Origin of the sequence: Candidatus Poriferisodalis sp., assembly GCF_965215815.1 — a bacterium.
Lineage (GTDB): Bacteria > Actinomycetota > Acidimicrobiia > Acidimicrobiales > Poriferisodalaceae > Poriferisodalis.
This window is the reverse complement of record NZ_CBDCEO010000013.1, coordinates 234,073-259,275: the sequence shown is the minus strand read 5'-3', so window position 1 is coordinate 259,275 and position 25,203 is coordinate 234,073. Positions and strand designations below refer to the sequence as shown.

The following is a 25,203-nucleotide window of genomic DNA, read 5'->3' as shown; positions in this document are numbered from 1 at the left end:
CCAGCGCGTGACCGATTATCATTCGCGCGATCCCTGGCTGTGAAATCGCGCGATCAGCATGACGCGATCGGCATCACGCGACCCAGGCGTAGCATCGGAGTAGATGCGAGGCGGCAGGGAGTTGTCGATGCGTAGCTGGGACTCAATGGAGGACTTTGAGGCGTTCCTTGACGACGGTGGCCTGGTGGAGCCCTGCGATGACATGCCGGGCGCGTACCGCGAGGCTGTCTTTCGGTTCATCGAGCTGCATGCCAACAGCGAGTACATGGGCGGGCTGACCGAGCGGGACTGGATCGCGAAGGCGCCGGGGCTGTCCAACAAGCTGACGGCGCTGGCCAAGACCCAGGACGAGATCGGCCACGCGCACCTGCTGTACATGGTGGCGGCGGACATGGGCCCCAAGACCCGCGACGAGATGACTGCCGACCTGCTGGCGGGTCGCACCACGTTCCACAATGTGTTCCACTACCGGGCCTACACGTGGGGCGACCAGATTGCGATCGCGTATCTCGTAGACGCTGCCGCGCTCGCCAGCCAGCAGGCCGTGTTCAAGAACTGCAGCTACGGCCCCTACAAGCGCATCCTGCGGCGCATCATCGCCGAGGAGGGCTTCCACATGCGCAACGGCGAGGAGCTGTTGCTGAAGATGGCCAAAGGCACGCCCCAGCAGCACCAGTTGATGCAGGACGGGATCGAGCGGTGGTGGTGGCCGTCGGTGCAGCTGTTCGGGCCTGACTCCCGGCCGAACGATGTGCTGCTGCGCTGGCACATCAAGTCCGAGCGCAACGAGGTGCTGCGCGACCGGTTCGTGCAGAAGATGGTGCCTCAGCTGCAAGCTGCCGGCTTCACCATTCCCGACCCGGATCTGCGCCAGGATCCCGACACGGGGCGCTGGATCAGCGGCGAGATCGACTGGGATGCGCTCGCCGATGCGATCGCTGGCCGCGGCCCTGACAGTGAGCGACGCTTGCGCGACGCGCGCAACGCCTGGGACGGAGCGGCGTGGGTGCGCTCCGCGCTCGACGAGGCCGCGGCGGTGGCTGCGTGAGCAACACCCGCGGCTTGGACGCAGGCCTCGTAGACGCCGTGCGCGAGGCCGTGTCGTTCGTGTGCGATCCCGAGTACCCGGAGGTAACGATCGCCGAGCTGGGCATTCTCGAGAGTGTCTCGTTGAGCGAGGGTGGCTCGGCTGTGCGAGTCGAGCTGGTGCCGACCATGCTCGGTTGTCCGGCTCTCGACGTGATTCGCCGCGACGTGCTCGCAGCAGCTCAATCAGCATCTGCCGGCACCGACGTTTCGATCGATGTGGTGTTCGTCGCCGATCCGGTGTGGACGCCGGATCGCATCGCGCCCTCGGCGGTGGGCTTCATGGCCCGCGAGTACTCCGTGGCAGTCCGAAACGCACGGGCAGAAGCGACGTGCCCGATCTGCGGGAACCAAGCGCTGGAGCACCGGTCGGACTTCGGGCCGACGCCGTGCCGCAGCGTCGAATGGTGTCCGCAATGCCGCAACCCGGTGGAAGTGGTCGGCCGCGTCGACATTTCGCTGCCCACGGCCGCCATGGGGGCGGCGCCAACACCCAAGGTGCCTGCGTGAAGACCTACGAGGTGTTCCTGAAGCGTCCTGGCAAGGACCCCTTCACCCACGTCGGCGCACTCGAAGCACCCGACGACGATCTGGCGCTGAGCTTCGCCCGCGATTGCTACGCGCGCCGCTCCGAAGGGGAACAGATGTGGGTTGTGGCCCGCGAGGACTTGCTGGTTGCCGACCCCACTGAGCTGGCGATGGCCGACCGTGAACACCGTCACAACGACGGCGCGCTGTTGCGGGATCTGAGACGGGCCCCAGACTCACCGAGCTCATGAGCGACGTGGACCCCCAGAGCGTTGGCGGCGCGCACGAATTGGTGCTGGCGCTTGCCGACGACGAGTTGTGCATCGGCCAGAACTTGGCGTGGTGGATCGCTGTGGGGCCGTTTCTTGAAGAGGACTTGGCGCTGACCTCGATCAGCCAAGACGAGCTGGGCCACGCTCGGGCGCTGTACGGGTTGCTCGGCAACGACATCGACGTGCTGGCCTACGGGCGACAGCCGCACGAGTACCGCTGCGCTCATCTCACCGAGCTGCCCTGCCGCGACTGGGGAGAGACCCTGGTACGGCACTTCCTCTACGACACCGCCGAGACCGTCCGCTGGGAGGCGTTGGCCGACTCGTCGTGGGAGGCGCTCGGTGCAGTGGCCCGACGGGCCTTGGCCGAGGAGCGGTCGCACCTGCGCCACGCGTCGAGTCTGCTGTCGCGGCTGCTGAGTACCGATACGGGTTGTTCGCGACTGCTCCCGCTGTTCGACCAATTCGCGCCGATGGCGTGCGAGCTGTTCGAAATCCCGCCGGGCTGCTCGGACAAGGCTCTTGTTGCTTCGGGCGTGATGGCTCGCGGGTTGAGCGATCAGCGCGCCGAGTGGCAGGCAACGGTCGACGACGCGGTCGCTGCGGCTGGGTACCAACCGCAGTGGCCTGCCCACGACGGCACGCCACGACAGGCGAGCGGCCGAGCCGGCCAGCGTTCACCCCATTTTGCGGCCTTGCACGCCGAGATGGTCGAGGTGCTCTCGATCGATCCCTCGGCAGTCTGGTAGCGCGAAACCCCTAGGTTTTGGGCGGTCGGCGGAGCTTCTGGCACCGTGCGACACATGTGAGCGGGGCGCGGACCTGCCACAATCGCCGGGGCTCAGCCCCCGGATGCGCAACGGAGCGACTTCATGGCATTACGAGGAACATCTGTAGTTCGACGCGAGGACGCTCCGTTGTTGCGGGGTCGGGGACAGTTCGTCGCCAACCTCAACTGGGACGGCATGGCGCACGCCTGCTACGTGACCTCGACCGTGTCGCATGCTGTGATCGCCGGTCTCGATGTCGGCGATGCCCGCAGTGCACCCGGTGTCATCGATGTCGTCACGGCAGCAGATGTCGATCTCGGGCCGTATCCGTCGCCGAGCCCTGCATTCGACACCGCCATCGTGCGCCCCATGCTGGCCACCGACCGGGTGCGGTTTGTGGGCGAGCCCATCGCCGTCGTACTGGCTGACACCCCGGCTGCGGCGATCGATGCGGCTGAACTGGTCGTGGTCGACTATGAGCTGCTGCCCGCGCTCGTCGATCCCGAGGCTGCGTTGGACTCACCGGCGCTGTTCGAGGGCATGGCCGAGCCGAACGTGGTGGTTCGCATGGCGCTCGAGGGCGAGCAGGCCGACTTTGACTCGTGCGAAGCGGTGGCCGAGGTCCGCACTGTCAATAACCGCATAGCGCCGTGCCCGCTGGAAACTCGGGTGGCTGCGAGCCGTTGGGCAGACGATGGGCGCCTGCACCATGTCAACGCCGGCCAAGGCTCCCATCCGGTTCGAGCAGGTCTCGCCAAGATCTTGGGACTGGATCGGGAGCAGATGCGGGTGATCTCGCGTGATGTAGGCGGCAGCTTCGGTGCGAAGGCTCGACCACATCCCGAGGAGGCTTTGTTGGGCTGGCTGGCGACCCGTATCGGCAGGCCTGTGATGTGGGTGCCCTCACGCAGCGATGACATGGTCGGCCTCGTCCACGGGCGGGGACAGATTCAGTACTGCCGCATTGGCGGCAACCGAGACGGCCGCATCACTGCGTACCAGCTACATGTGGTGCAGCAAGCCGGCGCCTACGGGAACATGGGCGCGGGCCTGCCCGGCAACGCGAAGGCAATGCTCGCCGGTTGTTACGACATCGACACCCTCGGCTTCACATCGGTATCGGTGCTCACCAACACCACGCCGACTGGCCCCTACCGGGGGGCGGGGCGGCCCGAAGCGGCGGCCGCCATCGAGCGTGCTGTCGACGTGTTCGCGGCAGAGATCGGCATGGATCCCGCAGAGGTGCGACGCAAGAACTTCCTCCCGCCCGAGGCATTCCCGCTTGAGACCCGTACCGGCATGCCCTTCGACACTGGCGCCTACGAAGCCAGCCTCGACGCTGCGCTCGAAGCCGCTGACTACCCAGCGCTGCGTGCCGAGCAGGCCCGCCGCCGCGCCGACGGGGACGTCAAGCTGCTCGGCATCGGTCTTGCGACCTACGTCGAGCGCACCGCAGGCATTGGTCGGTCCGAGTACGGCGCCGTGGAACTGGTGTCAGGCGGCCGCATCGTGGCCAGAACCGGTTCATCTCCCTACGGGCAAGGCCACCACACCTCGTGGGCGATGCTGATCTCGGACCGCACGGGTGTGCCGATGGACCAGATCGACGTTGTGCACGGCGATACCGACGAAGTGCCCCGTGGCGAGGTGACCGGCGGCTCCCGCTCGGTGCAGTTGGCCGGCTCGGCCATTTGGGAGGCGTCGGGCACGCTGGTGGATCAGGCCCGCGCTGTGGCGGCCACGCTGCTTGAAGCTGATCCGGCCGACATCACGCTCGACACCACTTCCGGGGCGTTCCACGTCGTGGGCACCCCGGCGGTCTGGGTGGACTGGAGCGCGGTAGCTGAACACCTCGCTTCGACCAATGGCACGGCGGGGCCACGGCTGCTCCACGCCGAGGAGGTGTTCGACTCCGAAGCGCCCACATTCCCCTTCGGAACCCACGTGGCCGTCGTAGAGGTCGACCGCCACACCGGCAACGTGGAATTGCGCCAGCTCGTCGCCTGTGACGACGCGGGCACCATCTTGAACCCGCTGCTGGCAGCGGGGCAAGTGCACGGCGGCCTGGCGCAGGGGGCGGCGCAGGCGCTGTTCGAGGAGTTCGTCTACGACGACGACGGCAATCCCCTCACCGGGAACTTCGCCGACTACCCGATCATCTCGGCCGCGGAGCTGCCGTTCTTCGACCGGGTCGTGCTCGAAACCCCGACGCACATCAACCCGCTGGGTGCCAAGGGCATCGGCGAGTCCGGCACAGTTGGCGCAACCCCGGCAGTCCAGAACGCCGTGGTCGACGCCGTCGCACACCTGGGCATCCGTCACATCGACATGCCGCTCACCCCCCAACGCGTCTGGCAAGCCATCACCGAGGCCACCGCGGACACTGTCGACGGCGCCTATGCAAGCGCCGCGGAGTCCTATATGAACCGAGAGGGGATTCCCGTTGGCCGGGAGGCGGCCTCACCGGACGAGTCAGGTCGGCGATACCCGGGGCGGAGCGAACTCCACGATCGCTGAGCCTGTTCGTTTAGTCCTCGCCAGGACCCAACTCAGGGGCGTTCACCGTGCGCACGTCCGGCTCGACCAGGTTGGGCTCGTTGAGCTCGTCGTTGCTGCTCACTGAGCCCAGCTCACGGAAGCGTCGAGCCTGCGGCAGCACCATGTGCCCGAACGAGCCCACACTGCCGTTGTAGGCATCGACCGCGCTGCGCAAGCCACGACCCATCTTGTCGACGTGCTCGACGTACCTTGCAAGCCGGGAGTACAGCTCGTTTCCGAGGTCGGCGACTTTCTCTGCGTTGCGGGCGATGTCTTGACGCTGCCATGCCAATGCCACCGTCCTCAAGAAGGCGATCAACAGGCCGGGGGTTGCGATCAGCACTCGGTGTCGGTGCCAAGCGTTCTGCCAAACATCGCCGTCAGCGTCCATGGCCACGTCGAGCATCGGGTCGGTCGGTACGTACATGAGCACGAAATCGGGTGATCCTGGTACCCACCCGCCGTAGTCGCGGTCGCCTAGCTCCTTGGCGCGCTCACTGAGGGCAGCGGCATGCTCAGCCAACGCCTGCTGCTGCTCACCCCATGCGCCGCGCATCTTGGAATCGCGCAGGATCTCGCGCAGACCGCTCGTCTCGGAGACCAGTTGATCGACGCTCTGTGAGACCTTGGCCGTGTCCTCCACTCGGGCCTTGTCGGCCTTGTTGACGTGGTCTCGCTGACCTGGGCGGCAATCTCCTTGAAGCGACCCTCGATCTCAATCTGCTTCTTGGACATCTCCTCGACGCGCGCGTCGCGGTCGGCTGTCGCTGACGCCAAGCTGGTTTGCAGACCGGCGTTGACGTCGCGGTGCTGCGATGCCTCGGTGCGGGCCGCATCGCGCTCGCTGGTCAGCTCGGCGACTCGCCGCTCCATCGAATCGTGTGCTGCACCCGACTGCGCCAGCCGGCGTGACAGCACCGACCATGCGATGCCCCCGCCCACGGCGAGACCCGCCAGCACTCCTCAGACGACTGCGAGGCCGGTGGACATATGGATCACTCCTTGGTGGAAGCTGGCGACAGACGTTCAGGGGATGAGCCCTGCCCGCAGGCGCCTCTCATTGTCTAGCGAGGGGGAGCATCGCGGTTGCCTCGATGAACAACCGCGCAGCCGGGCCCCACTGTCGCGCCACTAGCGTCGGCGTCGGTGTATTGCATGATCGCTGGCGAGCGCGAATGGTTCACGAGCGGCGAAGGCTGCGGTTCCTGAGACCCTGGCGCGCCCCCACGACGGCCCTCGTAACGGTCCTGCTGCTGGTGGCGGCCTGCAGTCAGGGCGCCGAGGAGGCGGCCGAGCCGACCGTCGCTCCACCGGCGACCCAAATCCCCGACGACGCTTCCGACGATGCTTCCGCCGATGCGCCCGGGTCCACCTCTGAATTGTCGCCGGGCACGCCAACCACACAGGCACCTCCGGACACAGCGCCACGCCGCGGCGGCACGCTGCGCGTGCTGATCGCCGCCGACCCGACGCCGATCACCGGTTGGACGCCGTGGGACCACGTGTGCGCATGGTCGTGCCGCAACGTGCTGGACCACGTTCTCGAAACGCTCACGGTGGTCCTCCCGGACGGTTCTGTCGCGCCGTGGCTGGCGGAGTCGGTCTCGGCCGGTGCATCGCTGCAGCGCTGGACCGTCACGCTGCGGCCCGACATCACCTTTACCGACGGCGAGCCGATGGATGCGCTCACCATCAAGACCGGCGTCGACGACTACCTGCGTTCGGGCCGGGCCAGCGGCGGCCATTTGCGGGATGCCCGCATCGCATCGGTCATCGTTGCCGACGAGCTCACGTTGATCTTCGAATTGAGTGAGCCCAATGCCGGGCTGCCGGCGGCGCTCGCGGGCCCCGTCGGACGCGTGTTTTCCATCGCAGCCGCCGAAGCGGACCCGGACATCTTTGCCAGAGGGCCGGTGGGCACTGGACCGTTCTTTTTCCGGCGCTGGTCGGCGGGTGCGCCAGCGGTCCTGGGGGCCAATCCCGACTATTGGCGTACAGCAGCCGACGGCTCGCCTCTGCCGTGGGCTGCTGAGATCCAATTCACCGAGATTCCCGACGAGCGCGAACGGCTCGCCGTACTGCTCGACGGTGGCGGCGACATTTTGATGTCGAGATCGGCGGAACTCACCACAGCCGCAGCCGTCGCAACCGATGGCGGGGGTCGCCCGCTCAACGTGGTCCGACGTTTTGACGACAATGCCGGTGTCGTGCTGTTCAACCTGCTGCGCGCGCCGCTCGACGACATACGTGTGCGGCGGGCGCTGATCGCGGCGGCCGACCAGGATCAACTGAATCTGGCGCTCGGACCAGACGTGGACTGGTCGGCGGCAACGCAGTGGTGGGCGCCGGGCAGCATCTGGCATTCCGCTGAGGTTGCGCAAGCCTCGCCGGGTCATGACCCACAGCGGGCTCAGTCCCTGCTGCGCGAGTACACCGAGGATCCCGAGCGTTCCGACGATCGAGATCCCGGCGAGCCAGTGCGGATCCGAATCATGTGCACCGACGATCTCGCGCTCACGCAGATGACGGCAACGCTGGAACGCCAGTGGGAGGACACGGGCCTCGTCGATGTCGAGGTCGAGACAGTCGCCCGCACGGGGCTCATCAGCCGTGTCATGGGCTCGGTGGTCCAGAGCCCGTCCTTCGCCGGCGACTTCGGGGCCACGTGTTGGCGGGTCGGCGGCGAGTCCGATCCGGCGGTACTGGCGTACGCAGCTGTCGGACCGGTCCGCACCACGCCGCTGAACGTGTCCAACTTCACCGGCGAGCATCTCGGGGCGTTGGCGAGCCTGATCAAGGCGACCGACGCGGGGGACGACCGACGACAAGCCGTAGCGAATCTCATGCTGGAGCTCACGAACGAGGCTCCCTACGTGTACCTGGGCTACGCCTCGAGCGTCGTGGCAGCGACGGCGGATGTCACCGGGCTTGGCACCACGACGCTGCCCGACGGCAGCGTCGTCCAAGGCCAGCGACTCGGCGTCGGCCGCTATGACGAGGTGTGGCTGCGCCGTGAGTGACGGCTCTGATCCGTTGCCGCCGCCGATGCCGAACCTCGAGCAGCTGGGCTGGTCTCGACGAACCGGACCGGCCCCCCAGATCCCGAAAGGTCACACCGTGAGCCGCGTTGTGGTCGAGCACCGCGGCGCCTATGAACTCCTTGACGACGAGGGCCCTCGGATTGGGGCGCTGGATGCCGCTGTCCGCGATGCAGCCCGAACACCGCTGGATTACCCGACCGTCGGCGACTGGGTTATTCGCTCGCTGGAAGTCCGACACAACCGCCGCGTGGTGATCACTGACGTGCTGGAGCGCACCTCGGTGCTGTGCCGTCGCGCCGCTGGGCCACGAGCACGGCCCCAGCTGGTGGCGGCGAACGCCGACATCCTCGCCGTCGTCACCACGCCTGCGCCAACCAGTGACTTTCCTTCGACCGAAGCGGCTGGCGTCGGTCATCGGATCGAGTGGTATCTGACTGCGGCGTTCGCCGGCGGCGCTCGACCGGTGATTGTCGTGAACAAGGTCGACACGGTGTCGGGCGCCGAGTGCGAGGCGAGCGTCGATGCCCTGCGTCACCGCCTGGGTGCCGCAGCGACCGAGGTGCCGATCCTGGCGACGAGCGCCCTCGATGGTCGCGGCCTTGACAGCTTGGGAGCCTTGGCGAGCAGCGGCGCGACCGTGGCGTTCAGCGGACCGTCGGGTGTGGGCAAGTCGTCGCTGGCGAACCGGCTCGCAGGGGCCGAAGTAGTACCGATCGCCCCGCTGAGTCCCGATGGTCGCGGCCGGCACACCACCGTGCGCCGCCAGCTCGTTCCCGTCGGCGGGCCGGCCGGAGGGACGCTCGTGGACACCCCGGGCTTGCAGGATCTGATCCCCTGGGGCGGCGATCTGGGGTTGCCCCGCTCTGTAGGCCCGCTTGACGGGCTTGCGATGGCATTCGGCGAGATCGCCGCACTCGCTCAGAGCTGCCGCTTTGGGGACTGCGCGCACACCGTCGAGCCGGACTGCGCTGTGACGGCTGCGGTGTCAGCCGGCGAGCTGGCAGCCGGGCGCCTGGGCACCTACCTCGAACTCGTGGCGGACATCGATACCGGGGATCCATTCGGCAGCCAGCGCGGGTCTGGCTGAAGTACTGCCGCAGCGCCGTGCTCAGCGCCCCTTGAATTCGGGCGGGCGCTTGTTCATGAATGCGTCGACGCCTTCTTGGTAGTCGTCGCTGTCGAAGCAGGCCCGGATCATCGCTTCTACCTCGGCGAAGTCGCGCTGAGACTCCGGCTTCTGCCACTGCGTCAACGCCGCCTTCGCCGCCGCAATGGTGAGCGGTGCGTTCTGGCCGATCAGCTCGGTCCATTCGTCGACCGAAGCTTCCAGGTGCGCCTTTGGCACGACCCGGTTCACGAGGCCCATCTGCAGTGCCTCCTGCGCTCCGAAGCGATCAGCCAAAAAGAAGATGCGCTTGGCCGCTGATGGTCCGACCAGACGCATCAGCGTGCCGATACCTGCGGCGCCATAACCAAGTCCCAGGCGAGCGGCGGGGATCGTGAACTGGGCGTCCTCGGCTGCGACGCGCAGGTCGGCCGTCAGCGCCACCGCCAAGCCGCCGCCGATGCAGTAGCCACCTATGGCGGCGATGAGCGGCTTGGACAAGCCCAGCAGCGCTGCGTGCGCCCGGGACGTCGTGTCGTCGTAGCTGCGGTTGCCGCTCGCGTCGGAACGCTGCGCGCCGAATTGGCTGATGTCGGCACCTGCTGCGAAGGCGCGCTCGCCGGCCCCTCGGATCACCACCACCCGGATCTCTTGGTCGTTCTCGAGCTCGGTGGCGGCAGCGGTGATGCCGTCCCACATCTGCGCGCTGATGGCGTTATGCCGCTCCGGATGATCCAGGATGATGCGGCCCACATGGCCGTCGCGTTCGAGGTGCACCTGTCCGCTCACGGCGGCCGACGCTACCGGTCGCACCGTGGCCATGACGGGAGCGATAGGCACGGCTGTCCTACCGGCGCCCCGAGTCTCTGCTGCGTTGCAGGCAATTGAAGAGAACGAATTCAGTCCTCGGGTGGGACCCAGCTGGCGTCGCGGCGCTCTCGGAACGCGGCGATGCCCTCGGAGGCCTCGTCGCTTTGAAAGAGCCGTTGGCTGAGTTCCGCCGTCCACTCCCAGGCTTCGGCACGGGGCATTTGCGGCACCCTCGCAACCAGCTGCTTCGTGTGTGCCAGCGCGTTAGGTCCTCCCCGCACCAACCGCCGCAGCGTCGATGCCACTTCGTCGTCGAGCTGCTCCCGGGGTACCGCACGGTTGATCAACCCGGCTGCCGCGGCACGCGGTGCGGGCACCCGCTCGCCCTCGAGGAACAACTCGCTGGCATCAGCACGGCGCAGCTTCGGCAGGCAGACCACCGAGATCACCGCAGGTGCCACGCCAATGCGAACTTCGGTGAACCCGATGATGGCGTCGTCGGCCGCGATGGAGATGTCCATCGCCGCAGCCAGTCCCACGCCGCCGGCGGTGATGTGACCGGCCAGCCGGCCCACCACGGGCTTGTCGCAGGTCATGATCTTCTCGAGGATCTCCACGAAGTTGTAGCGAAGCGTCGGCTGAGGCACCCCGGGCTGGGCGGCCCGCAAGTCGGCGCCGGCGCAGAACGTGTTGCCGACATGGGTGAACAGCACGGCACGCACTGCGGGATCGCCAAGCGCGGCCTCAAAGTGGTCGCCGATGGCGTTCACGATTTCCACGCTGAGGGCATTGCGGTAGTCGGGCCGGTTCAGGGTGATCGTCGCCACCCCGCCTGCCACCGAATAGAGCGCAGCGGCATCGGGGTCGTCGGTGGGTGTGCGGTCGTGTGCGTCTTGGCCAGCGTTGTCCTCGGTCATCGCAGCGATGCTAGGCACCGAGCCCCTGACCGATCACCGAGCTGTCTGTGCGCTCGGGTGTGATCTGGGCGATTGTCAGCGTCGCGGGCTATTGGGTTGCAGCGGGTGTTGCCACCGAAGCCCCTGAAATCGCGCAAAATCGGCGTCGGTGGACACCATGGTGCAGCCGTGCTCGATAGCGACCGCAGCGTGCGCGGCGTCGGCCACGAGCTTGCCCGTCGCACTGGCCTCTCGGCACAGTCGTTCCACAATCGCGAGATGATCGGGTCCGGGACCCACGACCCGTGCATTGGGGCGTTCCGCCAGAGACGCAACGAACGCGAACGAGAGGTCGAGGGTTGATGGAGGGCTGAACACCCGTGGGTTCGTCGCGATGCGCACAAAGCCTGTCAGCACGAGGACCGACAAGGCGAACGGCTCAGGTCCGTTCGCCATGCGAGTGAGCCATCGCGCATATTCGGAGTGATCTGGGACCGAATCGGGGAAGTGCGCATAGACAAGCACGTTGACATCAGGCAGCAGCATCGCCCATCAGCTCTGCCTCCGCGCATAGAACGCTGTGTCGTCGTCGGTCTCAATCGCCCGAGGCCGGTCGAGATCGATTGTCGGAAGCGAGCGGACGCCGCTCGCGGTCAACAATTCGAAGGGACGTTGTTCGGCCGGTTCGCGTCGCTTCAGCGCGTCGCTCAACGTTGCTGCGATGAAGGCGCTGACACTCATTCCTCGCGCCGCTGCTTCGCGGCGAACCTGCGATGCAAGCTGGTCTTCGAGCGAGATGGTCGTCCTCATGATGCAAAGCATAACTGAGCTGCGTACATTCATAACAACGTTTGCGCGGTCTCACATTGTGGCCATCCGCACGAGATGCTCTCGCATCGCGGACTTTCGCTGTAGCCGCGCGATTACGCCCTCACGTCCGGTCGGGCAACCGAGACACGCTGACCGCATGCCTCCGCTACCCGATGCTGTGTCAGGGGTCGCGTAGGGTCCCGCGGATGCCAGATTGCTTTGTGCACGCCTCGGATCTCCATCTGGACGCACCGCTCGGCAGCTTGGGGCTGCTCGATGCCGAACGCCGGAGCCACCTGGCCGAACGCGCTGCCACGGCGTGGGATCGCCTCGTGCAGCTGTGCATCGACGAAGACGCCTCGTTCCTGGTGCTCGCCGGCGACATTTTCGACAGCGCCATTGCCGGAGTCGGGGTGCAGGTTCGATTCCAAAGCGGGCTTCGACGCCTCGACGAGGCCGGTGTGAGGTCGTTCATCTGCCACGGCAACCATGATCCGCTCAGCGAGGGTTTCCGCACGGTCGGTGAACTGCCGGCGAGCGCCGTGAGGTTCGCTCCGGGCGAGCCCCAATCGCACCGCGCGCGATTGCGCAATGACGGCGGCGACGTGCTGGTGAGCGGTGTCAGTTTCGGCCAGCGGCACGAAACCGAGAACTTGGCCCGCCGCTTCGGGGGCATCGAGCATGCACGGGATGCGGGACCGCATGTTGCTGTGCTGCACGCCAACGTGGGCGCAAATCCGGGCCATGACCCATACGCGCCATGCAGCGACGACGACCTCGATGCCGCCCCCGTGAACTATTGGGCACTCGGCCATATCCACAAGCGTGAGGTCCGTCGGTTGCACTCCGGTGCGCGGGCGGCCTACTGCGGCAATCTCCAAGGTCGCAGCTTCAAGCCCTCGGAGTGCGAACCCAAGGGTGCGCTGGTGGTGCCTATCGCCGACGGTCGCATCGGCGAGCCGCGATTCGAATCGTGCGATGCAGTGCGGTTCGTTCGAAGCGACCTTGCGGTGACGCCTGAGGACACGATTGACGAGATCGCCATCAGGCTGACTGAGCAGGCGACGGAGATGGGACGCCGACATGCCCCTCTGCCGGTTGTGTGGGAGTCCCGGCTCGTCGGCACGAGCCACGACGCAAGACGCATTCGTGACGCAGCAGCGGCGGGCGGGTTTGCTGCGGCGCTGTCCGCCGAGTTGACAGAGCGACTGGGCGGCGGCGGGCTGTGCCGACTGGAGACGACGGTACGCACCGCGGTGGATCGTGAGCAAATCCTGTCTGGCAATGATCTGCGAGCAGATGTGCTGCGCGACCTGGCCTCCTATCAGCAGGCCCTGGCGTCACCCGATGCTGACACGGCCCTGTTGCACGAGCTGCTGCGCGAAGGTCTCCCGTCTGTCGTCGAGGACTTCTGGGCAGAGTTGATCGCCGAGCAGCCGCAGCGGCTCGACGATGTGCTCGTGTTGGCTGAAGAGCTGCTGCTCGATGTGTATTCCGATGAACCCGCGGGTACGCCATGAGCGAGATCTTGAGCGTCGAGCGACTTGAGACTCCTAGCTGGGGTCGTGCAAGCGGCTTTGACCTCGCCTTGCCGGATCGTCGTTTCGTGGTGTTGTACGGCCCGAACGAATCCGGCAAGACCAGCTTGGCATCGGCACTCTCGTGGCTGATCGCCGGACCCGGCTCGGCATCGCTGCTGCAGCGTTTCGGACGCCCCGGCGACGAAATCGCTGCACGGCTCAGAGGTCGGTTGGGTGCTGACGCCGTCACGATCGAAACCCGAGTGACGGTGCCGCAGGCGGCTTCGAAACGCATGGTCAGCGGGAAATTCTCGGCCAGCATCGCGGAGGTGGCGTTGGGGCGCAGCGAACTGACCGCCCGACTGGGAGGCGGCGATTTCGACGGTTATCAGCGCCTCTACTGGGTGGAGGCGCTCGACATCGCAGACGGAAGCGACCTCCAGGAGAGCGTCTCGGTACAAGCCATGTTCGGCGGCGTCAACCCATTCGACCAGTCGTCTGCGCTCAGCAGCGCCGCGAGAGAGCTGCTCGGAGCGAGCAGAGGCAGGGCGGCCGAGGGATCATCACGTGACCTGCTCGGGCAGATTGGCAGCATCGACACTGAGCTGCGCGGGCTCGCCGGTGCCCGCGATGAATGGGCTCGCATCGAGGCCGACATCGAAGACGAGAACGACGAGCGCCGCGCAATCGAGCGGCGCCTCGGTGAGCTTGGCAGCGAACTGCGTTCGGCGAGACGCGCCGCGAGGGCATTCTCGGAGGGCGTCGTCGAGCGCAGGAATCGCCTTCGCGCTGACTTGGCCAGCATTGCCGCGCCGACCGACGACGAGCGAGAACTGCACGGCCGCACCACACAGGTGCAAGCAGACATCGGCCGTCTGGCAGCGGCACAGTCGGGCGCCTCTCAAGCCCAAACCGGCTACGACGCGGCGCTTGGCGCAGTGCACGGCGATTGGCGCTCCATGGTGCCCAACGCGCCATTGGGCAACACAGCTGTCGAAGCAGCGAAGCTCGCCGCTGCGCACCTGGTGGAGGCCATGCGGGAGCAAGGCAGTGCGGAGGCTGCGCTTCAAGGCGCCATTGCTGGTTACCAGCAGTGGCGCGTCGAAGCCGAGCAATTGCGATCGGAATGGGAACAGGAGTATCCGCACGGCAGCGCCCCTGATCGCGTGATCAAGGCAGCGTCGAGACAATCTGGTTCAGGCAGTTCTCGCGCCGCGGTCATCGGTGACTCAGCCAGGAGCAGATGGAGCCGCTTGGCGGGCGCGGTCGGAAGCCTGGTTGGCACTGCTTGCACCGTGGCGGTGGCGGTGATGCTGAGCTTGCAGGGCGACTGGCGCATAGCAGCGGTCGGTGCGGTCGGTGCCGTGGTGCTGGTTCTCACCATGCTGCTCGCTTGGCGGTCCCTGCGCCCGCCCGACGACGAAATGGTGAGGCTCGCAGAGCGCCGAGTTGCCGCCGAGAAGCAACGTGACGCTGCCCAAGAGCAGCGCGGAGTCTTGGAGGCGGACTCGAAGACCAAGAGGAGTCTCACCGATGGCCGCCGTCACGAGCACACGGCGAGACTGATCGCGCTGGGCGTGCCCCCCGGTCTGATCTCTCGCTTCGAATCGGACGCAGTTGCGCATCTGGAGACCGTGCGTAACGCGCAAGCGGCGGGTGAATTGCTGGTTCAGCGTCGCAGAACCGAAGCGGTGCAGCTCTCGACGCTGCGGTCGCACTTCGCCGAAGCAGCGTCGGCCAGCCCACCTGCGATGTCGATGCCCGCAGGCACTGCCGGTTCTCCACCGGTCGGCGACGAGGCCGGTGCACATCAGTCGGCATCGCACCAGTTGTTCGAGGACACTGCGGGTGCCGAAGTTCTGCTTCAAGCAGTGTGTGACCGAGTCGACAGCTACGACCGCGCCGTGATCCAAGCGCAACAAGCCCAGGACGATCTTGGTCGGGCGGTCGAATTTGACGGCACCGCTCTGGAGCACACCAGCCACAGCAACCCCGCTGCGCTGTCGATGCTCATCGAGGGACTCGAACGCGATATTGAGATTCTGAAGGCGGAGTTCGAGCAGCGGGGCCAGAACATAGCGAGCCTCACCGCCGATGCCAGAGCGCTCGAGTCACCGCAGCGCTCCAGTGCGTTGATGTCATTGCGTCGCAGCGAGCTGATGTCGCAGGTCGAGAGCCACGTCGTGAGCGGTCTCGGACATCACGTTGCTGCGCGGCTGCTGACCGACGTGGCAGAACGGCACCGCAAGACGCGCCAGCCGGCGCTGCTTGAACGCACCAAGCAGATCGTGGTCGAAGTCGCCGACTGGACCAACGTCACGGTGAACCCTCACGCCCCGACCGACCGAACGGACAATCTGCTGGTGGACAGCCCACGGGGCGAGCATTCGGCTCATCGACTGTCGTTCGGCGCACAGTCACTGCTGTACCTGGCACTTCGCATCGCAACTGTCGAAGATCAATCTGCAGCGCGCGGCGTCCGTCTGCCGCTGATCTTCGACGATGTGCTCGTCGGACTCGATGATGCCCGAGCACAACGGTGCGTCGGAGTCCTCACCGAGTGCGCCCAACGTCACCAACTGATCCTGCTTACGTGTCACCGCGGCACCGCCGAACGCGCCGAAGCAGCGGGAGCGGCCGTCGTAGCGGTACCACCCGAGGCGTAGGCGCATCGAGACCGTCGCGCAGGCCGGGCCGAACTCCCGCGAACCAAGTGAACAGGCGCCCAGCGGTGTACTTCTAGGCTGCCCGAGATGACCTCACTCCTCGCACAGGCCCCCTCCGCCACTGATGCGATGGATGCACTTCTGGAAGCCAGCCGCAGCACGGAGGTGTGCGGCACCGAGCCCAGCTGGATCTGCGAACGCCTGCTGGATTGGACGGGCAGCGCGGGGCTGGCGTCGGCGTCGGTATGGATCGTTGACAAGCCCCTCACGGTGCTGGTGATCCTGCTGCTCACCGTTGTCGCTCGCCGACTCATGCGGCGTGCCATCGACCACATGGTGGAGCGGATCGCCAGCGACAAGAAGAACGCAGCGAAAAATGAGGCCGCCCGCACCGCCGAAGCGGGCCGAGCCTGGGATCCCGACCGGCTCGCGGCCAAGATGAGTCAGCTGCGGGAGCGAACCGAGCGCGCCAGCCAACGGGCGAAGACCCTCGGGACGCTGTTCAAGAGCGTCGCAACCACGATCATCTGGGCCGTAGCGCTCATGATGCTGCTCGGCGAGTTCGACGTGAATCTCGGCCCGCTCATCGCAGGCGCCGGCATCATCGGCGTCGCGGTCGGCTTTGGCGCCCAATCCCTCGTCCGAGACCTGCTGACGGGCGTCTTCATGCTGATCGAGGACCAGTACGGCGTCGGCGACGTGGTCGATCTCGGCGATGCGGTCGGCACCGTCGAGTCCGTGGGGCTGCGCACCACCCGGTTACGTGATATCTCCGGCACGGTCTGGCACGTGCCCAATGGAGCGATCGCCCGGGTCGGAAACATGTCGCAGCTGTGGGCTCGCGTGCCGCTCGACCTTGACGTGGCCTATGACACCGACCTCGACGAGGCAATGGCGATCATCAAGCGGGTTGCGGACCAGGTGTGGCACGAGCAAGGCGAGAACACCACCGTGCTCGAAGAGCCCACAGTGGCCGGCGTGCAAGCCTTCGGCGCCGACGCGGTCACCCTGAGGGTCATGGTGAAGACCGAGCCCGCTGAACAGTGGGCCACGGCACGCCTGCTGCGCAAGCGCGTCAAGGATGCGTTCGACGAGGCCGGCATCGAGATCCCCTTCCCGCAGCGAACAGTGTGGGTGCGCAGCGGAGAGCCCGCCGCAGGCGATAGCGGGCGGCCCGTTGGTGCCTTCGAGACAGCGGCATCGCCGATGGAAGCCGACGGCGCGGACTCTGATGGCGCAGACGGTGATCTCTGAGTCGAGGTTGTCCTAGCTCTTGGCTTGCGCGTCGGCGGGTGCCAGCACCACGCTGACGGTCGGGTGCGCGAGCGCATCATCGGTCGCGAACGACAATTTCTCGATGCGACCGGCGTCGATCAGATCGGACTGCGTCCGTTGCAAAACTGCGACGTCCGCATCCGAGGCACTGACGACCACCCGTTCAGCCGGGACGCGCAGGCTGCGCCGGGCTTCGGTCTTGGCCCGGCGAACCTCGCTGAGCACGGACGCAGTGAGCCCGAATGCTCCAGCAGATGCCTCGGGTACCAGCGCCGCAATCTCGTCGGCATCGGGCCAATCGGACTGGTGCACCGAGCCTGGCCGCCACCACGACCAGATCTCTTCGGTGACAAACGGCAGGAACGGAGCGAACAAGCGCAGCAGCACATCGAGCGCAACCGTCAGCGTGAGATGTGCGTCCGCTGCAGCCTCAGCGCCTTGACCTCCGTAGGCCCGACCCTTGGCCAGCTCGACGTAATCGTCGGTGAAACGCCAGAAGAACTGCTCGGAGCGTTCGAGGGCTCGGGCATAGTCGAAGTTCTCGAATGCGTCGGTGGCAACGCGAACCAACTCGGCTAGCTCGGCCAGCAGCGCCGCGTCCAGCGTGTTGCGAACCGCGGTATCGCGATCGCCAGGGCTCGCTGCGTCGTCCGGTGTGGCTCCGCCCGTCAGTGTCAGTGCGAATCTGGCCGCGTTCAACAGCTTGATCGCCAGGCGGCGCCCGATCTTCATCTGGCCTTCGTCGAAGGCGGTGTCGGTGCCGGGCCGTCCGTTGGCTGCCCAGTAGCGAACGGCGTCGGCGCCGTAGGTGTCGAGCAGGTCGGTCGGCGTCACCACATTGCCCTTGGACTTGGACATCTTCTTGCGGTCCGGGTCGAGGATCCAGCCCGACAGTGCACAGTGCCGCCACGGCGCACAGTCGTGGCCGAGGTGACTCCGCACTGCAGTCGAGAACAGCCAGGTGCGGATGATGTCGTGGCCTTGGGGGCGCATGTCCATCGGGTAGGTGCGCGCCCACAGGTCAGGATCCTCACTCCACCCGCATGCGATCTGGGGCGTCAGTGACGATGTTGCCCAGGTGTCCATCACATCGAGATCCCCGACGAAGCCGCCGGGCTGGCCGCGCTGCGACTCGTCGTAGCCGGCAGGCACGTCGCTGCCTGGATCAACCGGCAGAGCACCGTCGTCGGGGACGAGCGGCCGCTGCCAGATCGGCTCGCCGACGTCGTCGAGCGGGTACCACAGCGGGATCGGCACGCCGAAGAAGCGCTGACGGCTGATCAGCCAATCGCCGTTCAGACCCTCGATCCAATTCGTGTAGCGGCCCTGCATGTACGGCGGATGCCACGTCATCTCCGAGCCACGGGCGATCAGCGCGTCACGCAACTCCCCATCGCGCCCGCCGTTGCGGATGTACCACTGGCGACTCGACACGATCTCGAGCGGCCGGTCGCCCTTCTCGAAGAACTTCACCGCGTGAGTGATGGGTCGTGGTTCGCCGATGAGCTCGCCTGAGTCGCGCAGCAGCTCGACGGTCGCGTTCCGAGCGCCTCCAACAGTGCGGCCTGCCAGGCGCTCATACGCCTCGCGCCCCGCGGGCGAGTCGATGCCCGGAGGGGGATCCGCAGCAATGCGACCCCGGCGGTCCACGATCGCCCGCACGGGCAGGTCCAGCTCGCGCCACCACGTCACGTCGGTGGTGTCGCCGAAGGTGCAGATCATGGCGACGCCGGTGCCCTTCTCGGGCTCGGCCAGCTTGTGGGCAACCACTGGGACTTCCACTCCGAACAGCGGCGTCACCACGGTTGAGCCGAACAGCGGCTGGTAGCGCTCGTCATCGGGGTGGGCCACGAGCGCCACGCACGCTGCCAGCAGTTCCGGCCGGGTCGTCTCGATCTCGACTGTGCCACTTGACGCTGGGCTCTTCGATGCTGGGCCGTTGCGGCCGCCTTGTGAGTCCAGGCGATGGAAAGCGATGCGGTGGTAGGCGCCGGGCCGCTCGCGGTCTTCCAGTTCGGCCTGGGCCACTGCGGTGCCGAAGGTGACGTCCCACAGCGACGGCGCTTCGATCTGGTACGCCTCGCCACGCGCCAGGTTCTCCAGGAATGCACGCTGAGCGACTCGCTGGCAGCGTTCGTCGATCGTGGCGTAGGTCATCGACCAGTCCACGCTCAGTCCGAGTTGGCGCCACAGCTCCTCAAAGGTCCGCTCGTCGGTGGCGGTCAGCACATGACACAGTTCGATGAAGTTGCGCCTCGAGATCGCCAGTTCGCCGCGTGCCTCGACCGCCGCCGGATCGCCGCCGTCGGCCGGAGGCTCGAAGCTCTCGTCGTAGGGGAGCATGGGATCGCAGCGCACGCCGAAGTAGTTCTGCACGCGCCGCTCGGTCGGCAGGCCGTTGTCGTCCCAGCCCATCGGGTAGAAGACCTCGTCGCCGGCCATGCGCCGGTAGCGGGCGATGTTGTCGGTGTGGGTGTAGCTGAAGACGTGGCCCATGTGCAGCGAACCGCTGACGGTCGGCGGCGGCGTGTCGATGCTGAACACCTGCTCACGGGTGGCGGTGCGATCGAAGCGGTACACGCCGTCGGACTCCCAGCGCTGCGACCACTTCGCCTCGAGCCCGTCGACCGTGGGCTTGTCGGGCACCTGCGTCATGCGCGGCAAAGCTACCGGCGCGCTCGGGCGGTATCCGAGGCTGAGCGACCGCCACGCACGCGAGGTGAATCCCAAAAAAACAAAACTGTTACAGAATTGTCACAGAAGTGCAACGACGTTGACTAGGGTGTTCGGTGGTTGCCGACTGCGGGGGCGGAAGGCAGCCGTAGCCAAGTACTGCCGACCAAAGGGGGTCGATAACCATGATGTCGACAATTTTGACGCTGATCATCCTGGGCATGGTGTTCCAGGGTGCGATGGTCGTCGTGGACAGTGTCCTTGACACGGTCAAAGTAAACGACACGCTGAAGTCGATACCGATTATCGGCAGCAACCTGAATCTGATCTGGGCCTACTTGCTAGTGCTGGTTTCGCAAGCCAATGACGGCGGAGCCTTGTTTGGGTACGGGGCCAGCTTCGAGGTGCTGTCACTCGGACGCTTCGGCATGGATGTGGCCACGGCCATCGCCATTGTTGCGTTCATCCCGGTTCGAGACGCTGCAATGAGCGCCTTGAAGCAGGGCATTGGAGGACGCGGCAACTAGCCAGCGTCATGAACGGCGTCCGTGAGGGCGCCGCGCTATCGGCAACTAGCCGACGTAGGGGCACCCCTTCAGGGGGGTGCCTTATGCGTTGCCCTCTATGAGTTCGGAACGGCTGACGGGGACCCGTTAGTTGGTCCGGTCGTTATGGGTGTTGGCTCGTAGTGGTCGTCGGTCGTGTCGGTTGGTGTTTTGCAGCGTAGGCGGCGGGGGTGAGCCCGCCGATTGATCGGTGTCGCCGGTGAGGTTCATGTTGCTCGCTGGCCCGGGGCGTAGGTCGGTGGGTTGAGGCAGTGCCGAGATCTGTGGGTGGTCTATTGGTGTGGGTCGCTGACGGTGAACTCCAAGCGGTTGGACAGTTTCCTGTCGTCGTCGGTGCAGATGGCGCCTGTGTCGTCGCAGTCGTTGGGGATCGGCAGTACCACGGTGACGTCGCTGGTGGAGTCGGGCTTGACGGTGATGCGCCAGGAGATGTTGGCGGGCCTGTCGGTCCTTTGGGCTTTCTTGACGGATCCGCCTGTCACGTTGAAGGCGTGGAGTTTGAGGGTCTTGTAGCTCAGGCGGAGGTTTTCGCTGAAGTCGAGTTCGAAGGTGAACTCCGACGAACCGTTGTGGGTGGTCGGGGCGGCGACGGTCACGCTGACGGTGAACGGGACCGGTTCCGGTTCGGTCTCAGTCTCGGTTTCGGTCTCAGTCTCGGTTTCGGTCTCAGCCTCGGTCTCGGTTTCGGTGGTCTGTTCTGAGATTGTTCCGGTCAGTTTGATTTTGAAGCTGGCTGTCTCGTCGTAGGCGGTCCATGTGCGGGTGTCGGAGCTGGCGGTGAGGTAGTAGGCCCGGTCGGCTATTGACCAGCCTTGGGCACCGCCGGGGTCCTCTTCGGTGGCAGCCGTCTTCTCGGTGGGGTAGGTCTGGGGAATGACTGCATATGAGTCTGTTCCGCTCGGGTTGGGCCACTCGATGACGACGAAGTAGGTTGTCTCGGTCGCCAGCTGCTGGCAGGAGCCTTCACCTGTCGGCGCCTCGAAGGTGATCACTCCCGGTGCGGTGAAGGTGGACGGATTGGTCAGGGTGCAGTGCGCGTCGCCTGGTTCGCCTTCGCTCGCGGCCTCGTTGATCGTGACCCGGAGCTGGTCTGCCGCGTTCGACGCATCGTAGAAGCGTGACACCGCGATGTCGACGGCGCCGAGTGCGTACCCGTTGGTCGACGCGCCTGTCGTGAATGCCTGGGCGAACCCTGATCGGGCCGTGTCAAGGGTGCGCTGAATCCCGCCGGCGCCTTCGGTGCCCACGCCCAGGTTGCTGACCAGGAACTGCGGCTCGGGTTCGCTGCTGTCTTTGTCCGCCGTCGCGATTCTGCTCAGCGCCTCGTTGATGGTGTGGACATCTGGGACCGGCGTGTCGGCCTGAAAAGCGTCGATGTCGGCCGTGGGAACAATGCGTACGCGAATGAGTTGGCCGTGTTCCCAGTCGGCGTCCACGTCGTGCCATTTGAAGCTGCTGGCGCCGGAGGTGCCCGCGGGGAACCCCAGGGAGAGGTCGCCGACCTGCAGGGTGTAGTCCGCAGCGTCGGGAACGCCTTCCTGGAATGCCAGGCGCAGGTCGCGGTGCGGTGTGTAGGACCAGAGCGACTTGATCTGCAGGTCGCCGCTGCCGCCCACATTGGAGAACAGGTCGGCGCTGGCTGCCCCGACCGAGACGTTGGTGTACTCGGTCACTGTCATGTCGGCCGACCAGACCGGCTCTGCGGGCTCCTGCGTGTCCGCCGACGCCGGCGTCGCCCAGACCGCCATGGCTGCCAGCACCGTCGCCAGCAAGGCCGCCGCGATGCCCCGCGGGGTCAGGGCCCGGGTCGGTTGCGCGGTGACGTCGACGACCGGGGTCATCTCTCGGGGACGATCGTGAAGACGGGCGAGATCGCGTAGAGCGACAGCAGCGTCTGGCGAGGGCGCGCCACGTACCCCGAACCCACGTCGACGGCGCCGATGGGGGCGTAGTTGTCGTTGGGATCGTTCGGTGTGCCCACCGCGACCATCTCCGTGGGCGAGTTCGTGCCCATCGGGACTTCGGGATGCGAGGCGCCTTGGGCGTCGCACCCGGTCCAGATCATGTGGCTCGGGTTGAAGTGGGCGGTGTTCCCGGCGGCGTAGGCGCCATGGTCGCTGTTGACCCACGCGCCGCTGTAGAACTGGTCGTAGGAGTCGGCGATCAGCGTGGGGCGATCCTCCCAGCCGCCGTCCAGCCAGCGGATCGTCGCGCCAAAGGCGTCGGTCATCGCGGTGTTGGTCCGCGCGTCGACCGCAGCGGTGCAGACCACCGCTTTGAACTCCGAAGCGACGCTGCGTATCACCCGATCGGTGAATGGCGCCGATGTCTCGTCCCGTCTGCTGCGGCCGGAGGCTTCGAACTGGACAAGTTCGTTGTATTCCTCTATGTCCCCGGACACGGCGCCCGTTGGGTGGTGTGTGACGAAGACCACCCTGAACTGGTCCCCGACACGGGCGTCGTGCGGTGCGTGGAGCCAGTCCGGGGTCACCTGGTAACCGCTGCTCACGGACCTGGCGCTGCCCACGAAGCTGCCCTCGACGGCCTCGCCGTAGACGGCGATCTCGAGTGCGTGGCTTCCTGTGGACACCGTCACGCTGTTCAGGTCGGCGCCGCGGTAGAACGCGTCGGCCAGGGCGAAGCCGTTGAGTGTCTCGGGTTGGTCCTCGTCGTTGCTTGAGGTTCGGCGCAGTCTGTGCTCCTCGCCGTTGTGGTAGGTCCAGACCATGACGTAGGAGGTGTCGGGCGCCAGCCTGGTTCCCGTGGGTGCCTCGAAGAAGCTGAGCTTGCCTGCTGCGTAGTCGTCGGGGCTGACGAGGTCGAACAGCTTGTCGCCGGGCTTGCCGCCCGTGTCGGCGTGCACGGCCACCTTCACCGACGACGGTCCGTCGGGTATCTGGGGGTCGTTGTTCGTGTCGTCGGAGCCTTCGACGTTGACGCCGATGCCCTGCAATCGGTACCCGTACGCGCTGGGTCCGGTCGCGAAGCCCTGCGATATCACGTCATTGGCGGATGTGGCGGTGGCGTAGCTGTCGTTGTCCTGTCTCAGGTTCGACGCCATCGCGTGGAGCGGCTCCCCGTCGACGGCCATCATCGGCGTGGGGCAGGCGATATTCCCATGCTCTGAGAGGGTCACGCCCGGCGCCGACGGAGCGTCCGTGTAGTCGGCTATTTCGGAGCAGAATATGCGGCCGTTGATGATGCCTCCCCGCGTTGTGCCCTGGGTGTCCCCGGCAATGCTCACGATGTTCATGTGGAAGACGTACGAGCTGCTGCCGGCCACGGTTGCGCCTTGGGGAGCCGTCCAGTCAGACATGCCTGCCGGGGAAGCCAGGTGTAGTGGGGCAGCCACCAGGCTTCCTTGGGCAGACGCATGGGGCAGGGTGAACAGCGTGGCGCCCGAGCTGTCTTGCAGGTCGAACGGGAGACCGAAGAAGCCGCTTCTGCTTGTTGAGTCGTCCGCCGCCACAGAAACACCGCGGATGAGGTAGCGGTCCGCTGACCCGACGTGCATCTCAAAACAGCAGTCGTCGCCGGTCGAGACGATTTCTTGGAAATCCGTGACTCCCGTGAAGTTCGCAGCCAGGACGCCGCGGTCCCGCCTCGAGCCCTCGAGGGCCAGCCGCAGCGCGCCGCCGCGCGTCGCGGGACCATCCCAGCGTCCGGTCGAACCCAGCGCTCGGACCATCGCCGAGTCGAACAGGACGGCCTGCGGCTCGCCGCCGGGATCCTCATCGTCGGATGCCGTCTCCATGATCGACAGCGACGAGCCGAAACCCGACAGCACGATGAAGTAGTTGACATTCGGGTACGCGAAAGACCCTTCAGGAGCCGTGAACTCGTTCAGGCCGACCCCGAACGAGGCCGGGCCGTCGAACTCGAACAGCTCGCGTTGCACACTCGAAGCGCCGTTAACGGCCGTCCCAGCAGGGCCGCCGATCCACAGCGACACGCTCAGATCAGACGGCACCGCGGCCAACTCGATCGACACGCCCGAGATCTCATAGCCCTGGCCGTGACTGCCCAGCCTGAACCCCAAGGCGTACTGCTGAGCGACATCGGACTCGACCGCCGACGACTGGCCAACATTGCTCACCAGCCGCGTGGTTGGTGCGGACAGCAGCACCAGCACCGTGGCGGTGTTGGACGAGCGACTCCTCACACCACCCCTGATCGCCTGTACCCGGTAGCTGTAGCGCTCACCGGGCACCGTGGCCGTGGCGTCGAAGTACGTGGTATCGGTCGTGGCGGTGTCGGACACCAGCGTCGTGAGCGTCTGTTCGCCCCGGTCGGGCCGGCGGCGCAGGATCTCGTAGCCGTCCACGGATTCGTCATTCTCGGCGAGCGGGGCGTCCCACGTGAGCTCCACCCCGCCTTGCACCAAGCGGGCCAAAAGGTTCGAGGGAGGCGTGCGCTCGTCGGGGGCCTGGGCCCGGGCCGTTGCTCCCGGGCCGATCAGAGCCACGAGGACCGCCGTCCCGATGAGCAGCATGGAGAGCGGCGCCAGGCGCCGCGAGCCGGTCACGACTTACACCCGGCCTGCCGACACCCTCCATAACTCCGGGGGGGGGGGGGTACTGAAGACGCCCGCGCGATCTGGGCCGAGGCGTTCAACATTGCGTGAAAAATGATCATGAACATCTGAAT

19 protein-coding genes are annotated in these 25,203 nt (G+C 66.4%); 11 read left to right on the top strand and 8 right to left on the bottom strand.

Going from position 1 to position 25,203, the window contains the following annotated elements; genetic code table 11:
• Positions 1 to 127 precede the first annotated feature (127 nt).
• From paaA to ACOOHB_RS11160, 5 genes are all read left to right on the top strand, one after another.
• Positions 128 to 1,048 carry a 1,2-phenylacetyl-CoA epoxidase subunit PaaA gene (gene paaA, locus ACOOHB_RS11180; protein ID WP_420444920.1) on the top strand — a complete coding sequence of 307 codons (921 nt, stop codon included), beginning with the start codon at positions 128 to 130 and terminating at the stop codon, positions 1,046 to 1,048.
• A complete protein-coding gene (locus tag ACOOHB_RS11175; RefSeq protein ID WP_420444919.1) occupies positions 1,045 to 1,596 on the top strand; it encodes a metal-sulfur cluster assembly factor in 552 nt (183 codons plus the stop codon). The genes paaA and ACOOHB_RS11175 overlap by 4 nt, the downstream gene beginning before the upstream one ends.
• Entirely contained in the window at positions 1,593 to 1,865 is a 273-nt protein-coding gene (locus ACOOHB_RS11170; protein WP_419554214.1) for a 1,2-phenylacetyl-CoA epoxidase subunit B, read from the top strand. The genes ACOOHB_RS11175 and ACOOHB_RS11170 overlap by 4 nt, the downstream gene beginning before the upstream one ends.
• The gene (gene paaC, locus ACOOHB_RS11165; protein ID WP_420444918.1) at positions 1,862 to 2,635 is read left to right on the top strand and encodes a 1,2-phenylacetyl-CoA epoxidase subunit PaaC; all 774 of its coding nucleotides are present in this window, start codon (positions 1,862 to 1,864) and stop codon (positions 2,633 to 2,635) included. The genes ACOOHB_RS11170 and paaC overlap by 4 nt, the downstream gene beginning before the upstream one ends.
• Positions 2,636 to 2,758: 123 nt before the next feature.
• Complete coding sequence (locus ACOOHB_RS11160) at positions 2,759 to 5,173, top strand: xanthine dehydrogenase family protein molybdopterin-binding subunit (protein WP_420444917.1); 2,415 nt, start codon at positions 2,759 to 2,761, stop codon at positions 5,171 to 5,173.
• Between the two features lie 10 nt (positions 5,174 to 5,183).
• On the opposite strand, the gene ACOOHB_RS11155 is transcribed toward ACOOHB_RS11160, so the two are convergent.
• Positions 5,184 to 5,837, bottom strand: a complete 654-nt coding sequence (locus ACOOHB_RS11155) for a DNA recombination protein RmuC (RefSeq protein ID WP_420444916.1) — start codon at positions 5,835 to 5,837, stop codon at positions 5,184 to 5,186.
• 532 nt (positions 5,838 to 6,369) lie between these two features.
• Between ACOOHB_RS11155 and ACOOHB_RS11150 the strand changes: the two genes are divergently transcribed.
• Entirely contained in the window at positions 6,370 to 8,214 is a 1,845-nt protein-coding gene (locus ACOOHB_RS11150; protein WP_420444915.1) for an ABC transporter substrate-binding protein, read from the top strand.
• Positions 8,207 to 9,322: a ribosome small subunit-dependent GTPase A gene (gene rsgA / locus ACOOHB_RS11145; RefSeq protein WP_420444914.1), complete on the top strand. Its 1,116-nt coding sequence runs from the start codon at positions 8,207 to 8,209 to the stop codon at positions 9,320 to 9,322. The genes ACOOHB_RS11150 and rsgA overlap by 8 nt, the downstream gene beginning before the upstream one ends.
• Positions 9,323 to 9,343: 21 nt before the next feature.
• Here the strand turns inward: rsgA and ACOOHB_RS11140 are convergent, their stop codons facing one another.
• The 4 genes from ACOOHB_RS11140 to ACOOHB_RS11125 all read right to left on the bottom strand — a co-directional run bounded on the left by ACOOHB_RS11140 (position 9,344) and on the right by ACOOHB_RS11125 (position 11,856).
• The gene (locus ACOOHB_RS11140; RefSeq protein WP_420444913.1) at positions 9,344 to 10,129 is read right to left on the bottom strand and encodes an enoyl-CoA hydratase; all 786 of its coding nucleotides are present in this window, start codon (positions 10,127 to 10,129) and stop codon (positions 9,344 to 9,346) included.
• A 110-nt stretch (positions 10,130 to 10,239) separates the two neighbouring features.
• Positions 10,240 to 11,067, bottom strand: coding sequence for an enoyl-CoA hydratase/isomerase family protein (locus ACOOHB_RS11135; protein ID WP_420444912.1), 828 nt, complete (start codon positions 11,065 to 11,067; stop codon positions 10,240 to 10,242).
• A gap of 75 nt (positions 11,068 to 11,142) precedes the next feature.
• Positions 11,143 to 11,592 carry a type II toxin-antitoxin system VapC family toxin gene (locus ACOOHB_RS11130; protein WP_420444911.1) on the bottom strand — a complete coding sequence of 150 codons (450 nt, stop codon included), beginning with the start codon at positions 11,590 to 11,592 and terminating at the stop codon, positions 11,143 to 11,145.
• A gap of 6 nt (positions 11,593 to 11,598) precedes the next feature.
• The gene (locus tag ACOOHB_RS11125; RefSeq protein ID WP_420444910.1) at positions 11,599 to 11,856 is read right to left on the bottom strand and encodes a ribbon-helix-helix protein, CopG family; all 258 of its coding nucleotides are present in this window, start codon (positions 11,854 to 11,856) and stop codon (positions 11,599 to 11,601) included.
• A 206-nt stretch (positions 11,857 to 12,062) separates the two neighbouring features.
• On the opposite strand from ACOOHB_RS11125, the gene ACOOHB_RS11120 reads away from it, so the two are divergent.
• The 3 genes from ACOOHB_RS11120 to ACOOHB_RS11110 all read left to right on the top strand — a co-directional run bounded on the left by ACOOHB_RS11120 (position 12,063) and on the right by ACOOHB_RS11110 (position 17,296).
• A complete protein-coding gene (locus ACOOHB_RS11120) occupies positions 12,063 to 13,376 on the top strand; it encodes a metallophosphoesterase family protein (RefSeq protein WP_420444909.1) in 1,314 nt (437 codons plus the stop codon).
• Positions 13,373 to 16,042, top strand: a complete 2,670-nt coding sequence (locus ACOOHB_RS11115; RefSeq protein WP_420444908.1) for an AAA family ATPase — start codon at positions 13,373 to 13,375, stop codon at positions 16,040 to 16,042. The genes ACOOHB_RS11120 and ACOOHB_RS11115 overlap by 4 nt, the downstream gene beginning before the upstream one ends.
• Positions 16,043 to 16,129: 87 nt before the next feature.
• On the top strand, positions 16,130 to 17,296 hold the full coding sequence (locus tag ACOOHB_RS11110; RefSeq protein WP_420444907.1) for a mechanosensitive ion channel family protein: 1,167 nt from the start codon (positions 16,130 to 16,132) through the stop codon (positions 17,294 to 17,296).
• Positions 17,297 to 17,308: 12 nt separating this feature from the next.
• Here the strand turns inward: ACOOHB_RS11110 and valS are convergent, their stop codons facing one another.
• Positions 17,309 to 19,972 carry a valine--tRNA ligase gene (gene valS, locus ACOOHB_RS11105; protein ID WP_420444906.1) on the bottom strand — a complete coding sequence of 888 codons (2,664 nt, stop codon included), beginning with the start codon at positions 19,970 to 19,972 and terminating at the stop codon, positions 17,309 to 17,311.
• 218 nt (positions 19,973 to 20,190) lie between these two features.
• On the opposite strand from valS, the gene ACOOHB_RS11100 reads away from it, so the two are divergent.
• A complete protein-coding gene (locus ACOOHB_RS11100) occupies positions 20,191 to 20,517 on the top strand; it encodes a hypothetical protein (RefSeq protein ID WP_420444905.1) in 327 nt (108 codons plus the stop codon).
• Positions 20,518 to 20,828: 311 nt separating this feature from the next.
• On the opposite strand, the gene ACOOHB_RS11095 is transcribed toward ACOOHB_RS11100, so the two are convergent.
• A complete protein-coding gene (locus tag ACOOHB_RS11095; protein WP_420444904.1) occupies positions 20,829 to 22,397 on the bottom strand; it encodes a choice-of-anchor R domain-containing protein in 1,569 nt (522 codons plus the stop codon).
• Positions 22,394 to 25,081 carry a choice-of-anchor R domain-containing protein gene (locus tag ACOOHB_RS11090; protein ID WP_420444903.1) on the bottom strand — a complete coding sequence of 896 codons (2,688 nt, stop codon included), beginning with the start codon at positions 25,079 to 25,081 and terminating at the stop codon, positions 22,394 to 22,396. The genes ACOOHB_RS11095 and ACOOHB_RS11090 overlap by 4 nt, the downstream gene beginning before the upstream one ends.
• Between the last annotated feature and the right edge of the window lie 122 nt (positions 25,082 to 25,203).